This window comes from Chryseobacterium sp. c4a, assembly GCF_009900745.1.
Lineage (GTDB): Bacteria > Bacteroidota > Bacteroidia > Flavobacteriales > Weeksellaceae > Chryseobacterium.
This window is the reverse complement of the sequence record NZ_WXVU01000004.1, coordinates 199,855-213,147: the sequence shown is the minus strand read 5'-3', so window position 1 is coordinate 213,147 and position 13,293 is coordinate 199,855. Positions and strand designations below refer to the sequence as shown.

The 13,293-nt window shown below is 35.0% G+C and carries 16 protein-coding genes and 5 tRNA genes; 12 read left to right on the top strand and 9 right to left on the bottom strand.

All coding sequences use genetic code 11. The features are described from left to right. The first annotated feature begins 10 nt into the window (after positions 1-10). The 5 genes from GTR01_RS08420 to GTR01_RS08400 all read left to right on the top strand — a co-directional run bounded on the left by GTR01_RS08420 (position 11) and on the right by GTR01_RS08400 (position 4,256). Positions 11-562: a hypothetical protein gene (locus GTR01_RS08420; protein WP_160137395.1), complete on the top strand. Its 552-nt coding sequence runs from the start codon at positions 11-13 to the stop codon at positions 560-562. Positions 563-572: 10 nt separating this feature from the next. Beyond that, complete coding sequence (locus GTR01_RS08415; protein ID WP_160137394.1) at positions 573-1,214, top strand: rhomboid family intramembrane serine protease; 642 nt, start codon at positions 573-575, stop codon at positions 1,212-1,214. Between the two features lie 31 nt (positions 1,215-1,245). After that, the gene (locus GTR01_RS08410; protein ID WP_160137393.1) at positions 1,246-2,340 is read left to right on the top strand and encodes a helix-turn-helix domain-containing protein; all 1,095 of its coding nucleotides are present in this window, start codon (positions 1,246-1,248) and stop codon (positions 2,338-2,340) included. 153 nt (positions 2,341-2,493) lie between these two features. Continuing rightward, complete coding sequence (locus tag GTR01_RS08405) at positions 2,494-3,279, top strand: SDR family NAD(P)-dependent oxidoreductase (RefSeq protein ID WP_160137392.1); 786 nt, start codon at positions 2,494-2,496, stop codon at positions 3,277-3,279. Beyond that, a complete protein-coding gene (locus GTR01_RS08400; protein ID WP_160137391.1) occupies positions 3,276-4,256 on the top strand; it encodes an NAD-dependent epimerase/dehydratase family protein in 981 nt (326 codons plus the stop codon). The genes GTR01_RS08405 and GTR01_RS08400 overlap by 4 nt, the downstream gene beginning before the upstream one ends. A 115-nt stretch (positions 4,257-4,371) precedes the next feature. Here the strand turns inward: GTR01_RS08400 and GTR01_RS08395 are convergent, their stop codons facing one another. The 5 genes from GTR01_RS08395 to GTR01_RS08375 are packed head-to-tail and all read right to left on the bottom strand — an operon-like array spanning position 4,372 to position 7,745. Beyond that, positions 4,372-4,731 carry a DUF4180 domain-containing protein gene (locus GTR01_RS08395; RefSeq protein WP_160137390.1) on the bottom strand — a complete coding sequence of 120 codons (360 nt, stop codon included), beginning with the start codon at positions 4,729-4,731 and terminating at the stop codon, positions 4,372-4,374. Positions 4,732-4,771: 40 nt separating this feature from the next. Next, on the bottom strand, positions 4,772-5,614 hold the full coding sequence (gene prmC / locus GTR01_RS08390) for a peptide chain release factor N(5)-glutamine methyltransferase (RefSeq protein WP_160137389.1): 843 nt from the start codon (positions 5,612-5,614) through the stop codon (positions 4,772-4,774). Further along, entirely contained in the window at positions 5,615-6,373 is a 759-nt protein-coding gene (yaaA, locus tag GTR01_RS08385; RefSeq protein ID WP_160137388.1) for a peroxide stress protein YaaA, read from the bottom strand. Positions 6,374-6,377: 4 nt separating this feature from the next. Then, a complete protein-coding gene (locus GTR01_RS08380; protein WP_160137387.1) occupies positions 6,378-7,079 on the bottom strand; it encodes a CPBP family intramembrane glutamic endopeptidase in 702 nt (233 codons plus the stop codon). A gap of 54 nt (positions 7,080-7,133) precedes the next feature. Further along, entirely contained in the window at positions 7,134-7,745 is a 612-nt protein-coding gene (locus tag GTR01_RS08375) for an L-threonylcarbamoyladenylate synthase (RefSeq protein WP_045497812.1), read from the bottom strand. 101 nt (positions 7,746-7,846) lie between these two features. Here GTR01_RS08375 and GTR01_RS08370 point away from each other — a divergent pair. From GTR01_RS08370 to GTR01_RS08350, 5 genes are all read left to right on the top strand, one after another. Next, positions 7,847-7,919: transfer RNA gene (locus tag GTR01_RS08370), tRNA-Met, on the top strand. Positions 7,920-7,957: 38 nt separating this feature from the next. Then, positions 7,958-8,030 (top strand) — tRNA-Met (locus tag GTR01_RS08365). Between the two features lie 38 nt (positions 8,031-8,068). After that, a tRNA-Met gene (locus GTR01_RS08360) sits at positions 8,069-8,141 on the top strand. Between the two features lie 38 nt (positions 8,142-8,179). Then, positions 8,180-8,252: transfer RNA gene (locus tag GTR01_RS08355), tRNA-Met, on the top strand. Between the two features lie 38 nt (positions 8,253-8,290). Then, positions 8,291-8,363, top strand: a tRNA-Met gene (locus tag GTR01_RS08350). A 375-nt stretch (positions 8,364-8,738) separates the two neighbouring features. Here GTR01_RS08350 and GTR01_RS08345 read toward each other — a convergent pair. The 3 genes from GTR01_RS08345 to GTR01_RS08335 form a co-directional block, all read right to left on the bottom strand. Next, positions 8,739-9,545, bottom strand: coding sequence for a class I SAM-dependent methyltransferase (locus tag GTR01_RS08345; protein ID WP_160137386.1), 807 nt, complete (start codon positions 9,543-9,545; stop codon positions 8,739-8,741). A 61-nt stretch (positions 9,546-9,606) separates the two neighbouring features. Then, on the bottom strand, positions 9,607-9,855 hold the full coding sequence (locus GTR01_RS08340; protein WP_160137385.1) for an Ada metal-binding domain-containing protein: 249 nt from the start codon (positions 9,853-9,855) through the stop codon (positions 9,607-9,609). Positions 9,856-10,255: 400 nt separating this feature from the next. Continuing rightward, complete coding sequence (locus GTR01_RS08335) at positions 10,256-10,969, bottom strand: 2OG-Fe(II) oxygenase (RefSeq protein ID WP_160137384.1); 714 nt, start codon at positions 10,967-10,969, stop codon at positions 10,256-10,258. Between the two features lie 197 nt (positions 10,970-11,166). Between GTR01_RS08335 and GTR01_RS08330 the strand changes: the two genes are divergently transcribed. After that, positions 11,167-11,613, top strand: coding sequence for a GNAT family N-acetyltransferase (locus GTR01_RS08330; RefSeq protein WP_160137383.1), 447 nt, complete (start codon positions 11,167-11,169; stop codon positions 11,611-11,613). A 467-nt stretch (positions 11,614-12,080) separates the two neighbouring features. Here GTR01_RS08330 and GTR01_RS08325 read toward each other — a convergent pair whose 3' ends face one another. Beyond that, entirely contained in the window at positions 12,081-12,662 is a 582-nt protein-coding gene (locus tag GTR01_RS08325; RefSeq protein ID WP_160137382.1) for a hypothetical protein, read from the bottom strand. A gap of 262 nt (positions 12,663-12,924) precedes the next feature. Between GTR01_RS08325 and GTR01_RS08320 the strand changes: the two genes are divergently transcribed. Further along, complete coding sequence (locus tag GTR01_RS08320) at positions 12,925-13,293, top strand: hypothetical protein (protein ID WP_160137381.1); 369 nt, start codon at positions 12,925-12,927, stop codon at positions 13,291-13,293.

Below are 13,293 nucleotides of genomic sequence, written 5' to 3'. Positions count from 1 at the left end.
ACACCGAAGCATGAAGAAAATAATATTTCCCACACTCTTACTGATAGGCTTATTAAGTTTTTCATGTAAAGAAAAGAAGACTGTAGAAACAAAAGTGGTAACTACTCCCAAGCTTCCGGTCGCTCAGCATGCTAATACCCCGGTAGAAGATGAAGCCGATTTTGCAAAAGATGATACGGAGTATGAAAAGATTGACGAGAACAGTTTTAAAAAGTGGAAAGGAAAATATTTCCTTGAATATCATGACTATGCAGGTGAAGGAAACTCCGTAATTAAGGTAAAAGTAGATCTGAATGAACCCGAGTTCAATAATATTTGGATCTGGTGGGAAGCCCCTAATGAAAAGAATTCTGATACAATCAGTATGTTTGGAGGCTTAGGAAAAGCAGATCATACGAATACCAAAATTAAATTCTTACCGGAAGTGGAGGCTGGAGAGGGTCGAGGGATGGAGAAAGATTATTTTTTATATGAAAAAAACAATAAATTCTATATAAAATCCGGGATGATCCCTTCTGAAAATGGAGTGATAGAGTTGCTTCCTATTCAAAAAATAAAATAAAAAACATCAGATGGATATATTGGTTATCATTATTATTGCAATCACTTGTGTATTCAGTTACATGGGATTCAACAATACGAGTTTATTTGAGAAATATAAATTCAATGTTGGAGCGATTGTTAACCGTAAAGAATATATAAGGCTTATCAGTTCTGCATTTTTACATGCAGACTTTATGCATTTGTTTTTTAATATGCTTTCCTTGTACTTTTTTCAGGGTGTGGTGGTTCAAATGTTTGGAGAAATAGGATTTTTGATTATCTATTTTGGATCGATGATCCTTGGAAACCTATTCAGTTTGCAGATTTACCAGAAACAACCATGGTATTCAGCTATCGGAGCATCCGGGGCTGTTTCGGGAATCATTTTTGCTTCCATAGCTATGGCACCCAATGAGATCAGTGTTAATTTCTTACCGGGATGGCTGTTTGGAACATTGTATTTCGGATATTCCGTATACATGATGCTAAACCCTAAGCAATGGGATAATCTGGGACATGCTGCCCACCTTGGAGGAGCATTTTTTGGGCTTGTTTACTCTGTTGTACTGCATCCGCAGCTGGCAATGCATAATATTCTCTATCTTGGAGTAATGTCATTACCATTAATTTATCTGGGATATCAGATTTTCGTCAGGAAGAGAATAAGATAAAGCTTATCTTTAATCTAAAATATCAAAACCAATGAACACATCAGAATTCAACAGTTTCATCGTGATACTTATCTATGGTTCATTGGTTTTGCTTTCTCTACTGAACATTGCGAATCCTTTAAAAGTAAACCGAAAAGCAAACTTCTGGTTCGGAATCTTTCTTTTTCTCTGGTCTACCTTCTGGATGGATGAAGTTCTTGTTTTGATAACAGGTTCAATGGTAGAATTTCATTCCCTTTTTCTGGTTCGTATTATACAATATTCTACTCCTATCTTTTTTTACTTCAGTGTATTATTTTATACGAATCCTTCTTTTTCCTTTAAACTTACAGATCTCAAGTTTTTGTTGTTTCCGACGGCATTCCTGACCTGTCTTGTATTGTCAAGTCTTGGGTATACCACTCCTTTTGAATTCCTGAGTATCATCCTGATCCTGGTTCAGGCGTTATTCTATACCGTACTTTCTTACATTACGATCAGAAAACATCAACAGAAAATTCAGCAGTTCTCTTCCAATACAGAAGGAATCAACCTGAATTGGCTCGAATACATTATTCTGGTAATTCTTGTAGTGAACATTATCTATGCCGTTTATAATCTATTTTATGATCCTAAATCGTTAAACTTTTTTATCAATGTTGTATTTCTATTGGTCATTTATTGTGTGGGATATTATTCTTTGAAGCAAAAAGAAATTTATCCGCTAGAAGAAAAACAACGGGAAGAGTTGATTTCTATTGAGGATAATACGGATTCGGAAGAAGTAAAAAAGAAACTGATCCCTGATGAAGACCTTATCAAGATCAAAGCACAGCTGGAAAGCATTATGGAAATTCAGAAACCTTACTTGGATAGTGAGCTGAATCTTATCAAGCTTGCAGAAATGGTATCCGTTTCTACCCACCATGTATCGTATGTGATTAATACTGGCTTCCAAAAGAACTTTTTCCAATATGTAAACGAGTACAGAGTGGAATATGCTCAAACTCTTCTGAAGGATTCCAACAGCAAACTATCCATTCTTGGAATTGCTTACGAATCAGGGTTCAATTCAAAGACATCTTTTAATACCACCTTTAAAAAATTAACCGGACAGACCCCTTCTGAGTTTAAAAATAGGTTCTGATTTATAAACTTTTACTTTTGTAAGGTATTTATGTTGTTGATTTTTAATTATTTAAATATATTTCGCCTTTTTGCTTAAAATAAGTTCGTTCAGATAACTCGGAACATTCAAAAGTAACTTCCATCATAGCTTTGTACTGTAAAATTTAATCTTATGGATACTAAAGAATCATACGCTGTGATAACAGGAGCCAGCCAAGGACTTGGAAAAGCCTTTGCTGAAAATCTAGCCCGGAAAAATATCAATGTCATTCTGGTAAGTCTTCCCCACCAAAACTTAAAAGAACTTGCTCATAGGCTTGAAGAAATATACCATATAAAAGCTCATTATTATGAAGTGGATCTTTCCGTTAATGAAAATGTGATGAAGCTTACAGAATGGCTTAATTCATCTTTTCAAATTCATATTTTGATTAATAATGCAGGACTTGGAGGTACGAGAAAATTCACTGAAGTAAGTTCTGATTATATCAATACCATTCTGCAGGTCAATGTAGCTGCTACATCATTAATTACCCATCAGCTGCTTCCTAATCTTTTAAAACAGCCCAAAGCCTATATTTTAAATGTTTCAAGTATGGCAGCATTTTCTCCGATAGGGTTTAAAACCGTATATCCTGCTTCTAAAAGTTTTATCCATTCCTTTTCAAGAGGTCTACATGAAGAATTAAAAGATACCAGCGTTTTTGTAAGTGTGGTGAATCCCGGTGCCATGAAAACCAACGAAGATGTCTGCAAAAGAATTGAAAAACAAGGTTTCTTTGGCAGATTGACGCTTTTAAATCCTGATAAAGTAGCAGCACGATGTATTCAGCGGTTATTTAAAAAAGATTCCGTAATTATGGTCAACCCAATAAGCTGGCTGATGATGAAGATTCTTCCGATATGGATAAAACTTCCTCTTATGACCCAGGCCATTAAAAGAGAGATCGAAGCATGAAAAAAGTTTTTGTAACCGGAGCTACAGGGCTTCTGGGAGCCAATGTTATCCTTAAATTATTAAAAGATGGTTATTCTGTTATTGCTCTGGTGCGCCAGAAAAGCAAATATCTGGGTGAAGAAAATAAAAACCTAATGTTGGTTGAAGGAGAGCTTATGTCAGACCTTTCATCATACCTTACAGAGGTAGATTGTGTTATTCATATAGCTGCAGAAACAAATCAGAACCTGATCCATTACGAAGAGTATAGAAAAATAAACTATAGCATGACAATGCATCTTTTCTATGAGTCAGAAACTTATGGTGTAAAACGATTTTTATTTGTAAGTTCAGCGAATACCTTGGGATACGGAACCAAAAACGCTCCTGGCAATGAGCAGGAAGCTCAAAAATATCCTTTTACCCATTCTCTGTATGCCCAAAGCAAACTGGAGACCGAAAATGATCTTTTGGAAAACAATAATAAGATGGAAATCATCATTTTGAATCCTACCTTTATGATTGGAGCCTATGACGCAAAGCCAAGCTCAGGAAAGCTAATTTTTTGGGTTTGGAAAAAGAAACTTGTTTTCTATCCTAAAGGAGGAAAGAATTTTGTACATGCAGAAGATGCCGCTCGTGGAGTAGTGAAAGCAATGGAAAAAGGAAAAGACGGAGAAAAATACTTATTAGCGAACGAGAATCTAAGCTACAAGCAATTTTTTGAAAAAGTAAACAAAATCACGAACCAAAACCCTTTTATGATTCCTATTCCCAATATATTGTTGAATATTCTAGGTTGGAAAGGAGATGTTCTTAGAAAATTAAAAATAAAAACCAATCTTAATACTCCTAATATGAAAGCATTTCAGATTTATAATTATTATTCTAATCAAAAGTCAGTAGAGGAACTGGATATTCAATATCAACCGATTGATACAGCAATAGAAGAAGCTATTCAGTATTTTAAGACTAAAAAGAGAGGAATCTCTAAATAGAAATATGTATAGAAAACCATTCGCAAATTCTTAACCAATCTAGAAATTCCAGGGCATTTCAACGATGAGATTGCTTCCCTTCGCTCACCATAACAGAGGAAATACAGGGAGTAATTTATCCTGAAAAATTCTCCAAAGCTTGTTCCAGTGTTTCTACAAAATTAACGTGCTTTGTTTTATTACTCTCAAAGATAAAATCCTTCATGCTTTTGCTTTCATATTTGCTAAAATCTCCAACAATAGCCAATCCAATACGGTAATTGGAAAACTTTTGCAGAATTTCTCCTGCAATTTTGGTTTTCAGATCAAAGAAATCGGGAGTGATATTTTTTTCATAGAGAACTACTTTATCAAATCCTTGATAATAGATGTTTCCCATAAGATCCAATCCATCTTCTGCTGATTGAATAATGATTTGCTCCGAAGTTACTTCTGCAATTTGCCTGTTTCCGACATTGTGCGGTTTGATGACCATGATTTCTGTGATATATGGTGATTATAGAGGATAAAATTACTTATTTTCTTCCGTAAATAAACCGATCATTTTCAGATAAGTCTTTTAATAACTGTGCGTTGGAGAAATAGTGATATAGTTCCAATGTTTCAGGCCCCAGCTTTTGATTGATCTCTAAAAATAAAAGTCCGTTACTTTTCAAATGATTTTTGGAATCCTCAGCAATCTTTCTGTAAAAAATCAAAGCATCAGATGTAGGAGAGAAAAGCGCCATTGTAGGCTCAAATCCTTTTACCGAATCGGCAATTTCTGTCTCTTCTTCAATACCTATATAGGGCGGATTTGAAATAATAACGTCATATTCTTTAGTCAGTTTAGTATTAAGATAATCAGCATGAATAAATTGAATGTCAAGCTGATGATATGCTGCATTTCGCTTGGCTGTTTCAAGTGCTTTTTCAGAAAAATCTATTGATGATACTTCAGCGTCAGGAAAATGTTTCTTTAAAACCAAAGGAATCACTCCGCTTCCGGTACCAATATCAAGAATCTTTAAGGTCTTAGATTCTAAATTTTTGATTTCCTGAATGGCTATTTCAAGCAGCTCTTCTGTTTCCGGGCGGGGAATCAATACATTTTCATCCACTAGAAATTTCATTCCGTAAAACTCTGTCTCACCAAGAATTTGTTGATAAGGTCTTCCTGTTTTTAAAATTGAAATCAATTCACTAAGCTTTTGCTCATCATCTGTCAGAAGCTCCTGCTCTGAAAATCTTCTTTGCTCAAAAGAATCAAAGCCCGTAATTTTCTGGATAAATATTGAGGCTAAAAAAGCGCTTTCCGACTCAGTATAAAGGTCGGAAAGTTCTGCTTTGAAATATTTTTTAAATGTTGAAATTGTCATTTATCTCGTGAAAACAAGTTTAGTGTCTGTAGATTTTTCTTCATCAATTCTGTACCCTTCATAGTTGAAAGCTTTTACATCTTCCAGGGTTTGGGCATTGGTTTCTGCACAGAATCTTACCACGAGACCTCTTGCATGTTTTGTGTAGACTACAATGGTTTTCAGTTTACCCTCTCTTAATTCATAAAAATCAAAATCAATAACCTTATGATTCAGTTTTTTTCGATCAATAACCTTTCCATATTCATTGCTGGCAAGGTGAAGCAGAATTTCTCCTTTTTTCATTTCAGAATTCAGCTGTTCTGTGATTTTTTCTCTCCAGAACTCATACAAATTTTTGTACTGATCGAATTCAAAAGGCCGTCCCATTTCCAATCTGTAAAGCATTACTTTATCAGAAGGCTTTAGAAGGCCATACAATCCGGAAAGTATTCTGTAGTTTTTTTGAAGGTAATCTACCGCATCTTTATCAAGTGTTTTAGCATCCAATCCTCTGTACACTTCACCTGTAAAAGCAAACATAGCAGCAGTAGATTCTTTGGCAGTAGGTTTTGATTTCCACTTTTGATTTCTTTCCCAATTTTCATCAGCAAGCTTTGGCGAAATCTCCATAAGCTCAGAAAGATATTTGGGTGATTTTTCTTTTAAATAAGTTTGTATAAAAGCTGCATCTTCAATGAATTTAGGAGTAGTGGGTTTCAACAGATCCGTTGAATTTTCTACATTCATTAATTTGGCAGGTGATGTTACAATTTTCATAATGTTAAAATACAGATAAATGTTTAAAATCAATAAAATTCATGGCCATCAATGAGATCAGATCAATCATAAAATGACAGACTATCAGAATTTTAATGTTTGAATATTTTTTATAAAACATAGCAAAAACGACTCCAATAAAGAAAGGTACTACCACCTGACCAATGGTTCCGTAAGTGCTGTGCAGAATTCCAAATAAAGCAGCAGAAACTAAGATCCCCAAAAGAGGGCTGTTATATATTTTCTCAACCCTGGGTTGTATATAACCTCGCATCAGAAGCTCTTCAACAATGCCTGCTGTAAGGCATGTAAAAATAATTAAAAAATAATCATTTTTAAAAATGGTCGTGAATTGCAGAATTTTACTGCTGTCTTCTTTATGGATGAAAAACTGAATCAATACATTCAGAATGGCTCCTCCAAAAACGCAGATAAGATATAAACCGATGACAGATTTTATATTGAAGGCAGTAGAGAACTTCTTTTCTTGTTGAAGTAAAAAAGAACCCTTTTCAATAAAGAGACTGTACAGAAATAGAATGAGTAAAACAGCCCATATAGCAAGTCTGCTAAGAAAGAATGTATTGCCTGTAACGACTTTTGCCCCTGTAATCATACTGATAACAGGGAATACATATAGCATCACTATACCTAAAAGCACAAATGTGAGCAGAATTCCTAAAGAATATTTTCCATTAAGCCCCATACAACCTATCAACCGTAATTCTTAACCTTGAATTTTAAACGTCAAAACTTTGAATTAAATAATTCCTTTTCCCTGACGAATAACTTCCGGCTCACCAGAAGTAAGGTCTACAATAGTGGAAGCCACATTATCACCATAGCCTGAATCAATAACGATGTCTACCAGATGATCATATTTTTCAGCGATGAGTTCAGGATCGGTAGAGTATTCGATAATTTCATCATCATCTCTAATAGAGGTTGAAGCAATGGGATGTCCTAATTTTTCTACAATAAGTTGTGGAATCGGATGATCCGGAACACGAATACCAATTGTTTTATGCCCTTTATAAGCTAAAGGTAAACTTTTGTTCGCTTCAAGAATAAAAGTAAACGGCCCCGGAAGATGACTTTTCAGAAACCTGAACACTGAAGTATCAATAGGTCTTGTAAAGTCGGAAAGGTGACTCAGATCATTACAAATAATTGAGAATTTTGACTTTTCAAGCTTTAATTTTTTCAATTGAGCCAACTTTTCCATGGCTTTTATATCAAAAATATTACAGCCAAGTGCATAAATTGTATCGGAAGGATAGATAATCAATCCGCCATTATTTAATGTTTTAATGACTTCATTCACAAGATTTTCCTGTGGGTTGTCGGGATAAATTTTTAATATCTTTGCCATAAAACAAAGATACAAATAATAAAATAGTTTTCATAAAAGTCCTTTATTTAAAAGAAAAATTAGGATTTGTGAAAAATATTCGTACCTTTGCAATCCAATATCGCGGGATGGAGCAGTAGGTAGCTCGTCGGGCTCATAACCCGAAGGTCATCGGTTCGAGTCCGGTTCCCGCTACTAAGCAAGTGTTTTCGGTAAACACTCTAAAAATACACCGCGGGATGGAGCAGTAGGTAGCTCGTCGGGCTCATAACCCGAAGGTCATCGGTTCGAGTCCGGTTCCCGCTACTAAGTAAGTGTTTTCGGTAAACACTCTAAAAATACACCGCGGGATGGAGCAGTAGGTAGCTCGTCGGGCTCATAACCCGAAGGTCATCGGTTCGAGTCCGGTTCCCGCTACTAAGCAAGTGCTTTCGGTAAGCACTCTAAAAATACACCGCGGGATGGAGCAGTAGGTAGCTCGTCGGGCTCATAACCCGAAGGTCATCGGTTCGAGTCCGGTTCCCGCTACTAAGCAAGTGTTTTCGGTAAACACTCTAAAAATATACCGCGGGATGGAGCAGTAGGTAGCTCGTCGGGCTCATAACCCGAAGGTCATCGGTTCGAGTCCGGTTCCCGCTACTCAACGAGAGAAGTAACTTTAGGTTGCTTCTCTTTTTTTATTTCCTGTTGTTACCAACAAATCTCACTTTTGAAATACAATCTGATAAGTTAGAAATTGCAAAGGGCGCAAGGTCATGTACAATTCTGTTATTTTTAAGACGTAAGGATTTTATCTCCGATAAAATTGTGTGCTAATTAGCCACTAATGCACGAATAATTCTAGTTATATATAAATCTATGTGCCTATGTGGTTAATAATTTAGAGCCACATAGATACATAGAATGTTATAAGCTAAAGATAACTTGAGAACTTTTTAAAAAAACTCTGTATTTTTAGCACTTTGTGTCATTGCGTTTTCTACAAGAGCTCTTGCAGGTCTTAGAAAAGGTAAATTAGTGACTTTTCTTAGTTGCCACTACAGAATAAACCATAGGAATTTTATCTTCCAAACGAGCTATCCTATATTTTTTAGGCTCAAATTCAACCGTTCCATTGAAACAGTTGTAGGGTGAATAATCAAACTCATCCAGGTTGTTGATTTCAAGTCCGTTTTTGATAAGACTGTTCATTACTTCACCTAGCCCGTGGTTCCAGGTAACGGTGGATGCTGAGATATCGGCCTCTCTGTCAGCATAAGTACCGCTTACAGTTTCTACGATAGCCCCTGAATTAAAGTATCTGTATCCTACCGTTTCAAAATTGTCATCAAACATCCAAACCACAGGATGAAATTCAACAAAAACAAACTTCCCATTAGGCTTTAGAAAATGAGAAATTACTTTTGCCCATTTGTCCAGATCCGGAAGCCAGCCAATAGTTCCGTAGCTGGTAAAAACAATATCAAATTGCTTATTCAAATGATTAGGAAGATCATAAATATCACTGCAGATAAACTGGGCGTTTGAATTTGTATCATGTGCCAGTTGTTGAGCACTTTCGATGGCTTTATCAGATAAGTCAGCTCCTGTAACTTCTGCTCCCAATCGGCTTAGCGAAATAGAGTCCTGCCCAAAATGACATTGCAAGTGTAATACTGATTTTCCTTGTAAATCACCTAAGAGACCTAGTTCAATATCATTTAGCGAGCTTTTCCCTTTTAAAAAGCCATCAACATCATAAAATTCAGAATTTATATGTGTTTCTGTTCTATTGTTCCATGAGTTTCTGTTGATATCTATATAATTGTTTTCCGGATTCATTTTGTAAATTAGTTTTTAATGATTTGAAAACTACTAATTTACATAAAATTTACATTTTTGTTTAACATTGCTGATCAAATTTCCATTGTTGGTACTCTTCTCTCATACAATGACCACAAGGTCGATATCCGTTTTGTAAGGCTTCTGCTTTATCACTAAAGAATATTCGATTCTCTTTTTTCATTCTTTTCCCTGACTTACAACCCAATAATCCATAGATTTTCAGTTTTTTATTTCCACTCAGACGAATTTCCTGGTTTCGGATTTTGCTTCTTAGGGTAGAGGCTGAAAGTTGTGAATGTAGTAGCATATTTTAGAGGGGAGTTGGAGGCTGGARGAGGGAAGTTTCTTGAAGYCGAAGTTTAAATAGGGGRTTGTTTTAAGGAGATAGGGTATTAGGAGGGGAGTTGGAGGCTGGAGGAGGGAAGTTTCTTGAAGTCGAAGTTTAAATAGGGGGTTGTTTTAAGGAGATAGGGTATTAGGAGGGGAGTTGGAGGCTGGAAGAGGGAAGTTTCTTGAAGCCGAAGTTTAAATAGGGGATTGTTTTAAGGTGATAAGGTATTCCGAGGGGAGCTTTAGGCTGAAAGAAGGAAGTTTCTTGAGTCTTGAAGCTTAAATATTTTTGTTTTATAATCAATTGAATTCATTAATAATGATTGTTTTTCCATCTAATATAAACTTCAAGCCTCCTGCTTCCATCTTCCAACTTCTCAATTCGCTGCATCATGAAAGATAATACCCAAAGCATATCGTTTTCCTGTTTTCACCTCACTTACTCCATGTTTCATGTTGACTCTGTAATATCCTTTTACTCCTTTTTCAGGTTTAAAATGAGTAGTGAAAATAAGAATATCTCCTTTCTTAGGTTTTAAAACGATTGCTTTAGATTGAGCTCTCGGAACTTGCTGGGTAAGAACAAACTCACCACCTGTAAAATCCTTATCCGGATCGCTTAGCATCAATACAATCTGAATGGGGAAGTAAATATCGCCATATAAATCCTGATGTAAAGTATTGAAACCTCCTTCACCATATTTTAAAATCAAAGCAGTTGCTTTTTTCTGATTATTAGAGTGGCATTGCTCCAAAAACGAATGGTGTTCAGAGGGAAATGAAATCGGAATATTCAATGCTTTAAACCAATTATTGGCAATAAGAGCGAGATGCGGATAGATGTGAGTACGTAGATTTTGCAGAAGTTCAGGCAGTGGGTAGTTAAAATATTTATATTCACCCAGACCAAAACGATGCCGTGCCATTACAACAGTTTTTCGATAGAAGTCAGGTTGGTCGTAATTCAAAGATAGTGTGTCACATTCCTCATCAGATAGTAATTTAGGGATGATGGCGTATCCGTTTTGATGCATAGATTCCGTTATGGAATGCCAATCTGTATCTTGAATTCTTTGAAGTATATCTGTCATTGTTTTGTATTTACTTCACAAAGATCTGAACTCAATGGCATGTATAAAATCCAAAACATGCGGTATTTTGTTTGATGGAGAATGTTTTTGAATTCAGTTTTTGTCTCTCTGGACTATCTTTATAACTTAAATCTGGATGATAAGCGCAGTCCTGTATAAAGATACTTTTGCAGTGTTAATTAAAAATATAGATAACAATGAATTACACGATTAAAAAAGCAAGTCTTGAGGATCTTCATGAAACAGCAGAATTATTTAACCTTTACCGTATTTTTTACAGACAAGAATCGGATGTGGAAAAAGGAAAAGCATTTCTCAAAGAAAGATTTTTAAACAGTGAATCGGATATTTTTCTTGTTTACGTTGAGGGAAATGCAGTAGGATTTGTACAGTTGTACAAACTGTTTCATTATACCAAATTGCAAAAACAATGGTTGTTAAGCGATTTATTTGTTCATCCTGATTATAGAGGAAAAGGACTTTCTGTAGCGTTGATTGATCGTAGTAAGCAATGGTGTGAAGAGACTGGAGCTTGTGGATTGATGCTTGAAACGGAGAAAACAAATGATGTAGGAAATACTTTATATCCTCGTTGCGGATTTGAGTATGATGGATTGCACAATTATTATCATTGGTGGAAATAGATGGAAATAGAAAGCTGAATTGGGAAGCAGAATAATATCCTGTCGGCCTTTGATCCTTATTTATACGTAATGAGAAGTAGTATTATTTCTACAATTACCGTCATTTAATTCTACAGTTATTCTTTTATGGGTAGGGCACATAGTCCTATTTTTGTACTGCTCTTATAGATCAAGGGTAGGACAGTTGATCTTGTAGAGTTTATGCAAATTATCTCCGCCTTATTTCTACTTTTTCCCCAAGTTTTATGATTAGTACCACAAAACTGCTTTTTGGCGGGGATTTTTTGTCATATTAAAAACAGCATTCTTTTTTCTATATCTATTCTATTTTACTGGATTTTTACCATTTTATATATTTCTCATTGCTATAGAATTATTACTGTGCAAAAAGTGTTTTTTGTAAGGTGTTATTAAGATGTATTTACCCTATAAAAAAATCCCGCTTGAGGCGGGATTTAAATTGTATATTATTGAGCAAGTTGAGCGTAAGGAGTAAGTTTATTATCGTCACTCATGGTTGCTCCCAGGAATTCTCTTTTTTGATCTGCTTTCATTCTTCCTGCCGCATCATTAGCATTAAAATAAGCTTCGTTAAGCTTCGTTGCAATTTCAGCGGGCTTGAATTCAAATTTTGTATCACCTTCTACACCTAAATATCCGTTCTTTCTGGTAAGATTAGAAATATAGTTGTTATAATTGATAAATGTATTTCTAAGATATAGAGTATGGTATTCCATACATTTTTTAGCTTTCTTGGAAGAATTGTTCATAATGCAGTTCTTCATGTTGTTTCTGTATAAAAACCATTCAGATTCTAAGATGCCATATTCTTTTCCCAGTGCAGTTTTTCCGTTGATAACGATATTATTGTCGCCTTCTTTTGTAGCAATGGCCTGAAGATGTTGAATGACTAATGGAACTGTAGCTTCAATTTTAGATTTAGTATCCTTTAGTATGCTAAGATCAGCAGCAGGGGATTTTTTCTTTTGTGCTGTAGTAACGTTAAAAATGAGCAGCAGTAGTACAATCAGTAAATTATATCTTTTCATGAGAAATTTTTAAGGCACTAAAATAAATATAATTTCCCGGTTTTAACAAATTCATTTTAATTTTATTTAATAAATTTTAACAAATCTACAATGTATGTTGTTCATTGTTGTAAAAATGGTTGTTTTTAAGTCTTTATTTCAATCATCTTGGTAATGAATTGTTGCGAAATGTGAATTAAAAGTGATTAAAACTTTTCTTATTTAAACAAATACTATATTTTTGCTGCCAATGAATTTAGAGAAATTACATACAAATATCCGATTGAAAACTAGTATTGCTTTGGTTTTTACGTTTTGTATTATTATTTCTTCATGTGCGGTAAAGAATAGTATCAAGCAGTTGTTGAATGTTGATAGAACTTCAAACAGCCAGTCTTCTATTCCTAACAGAAATTATCATTCTGTAGCTTCGTCTTTAAAATGCAAATTCTGTAAAGAAAAAGAAACCTTGTCTCAAGACCACGGTCTGAAAGATCTGATGCCTTCTGATGCTGAGGAGTTAGTATTTACCTTTGTTGCCTTTTGTGGGCTGTTTACTTTCAAAAAAGAATTCAGTCATCCGTTGTATAACACTTCCAAAATAGGGAAAACAATTTCTATTTTTCTGCAATACCGAAAACTTATCATTTGA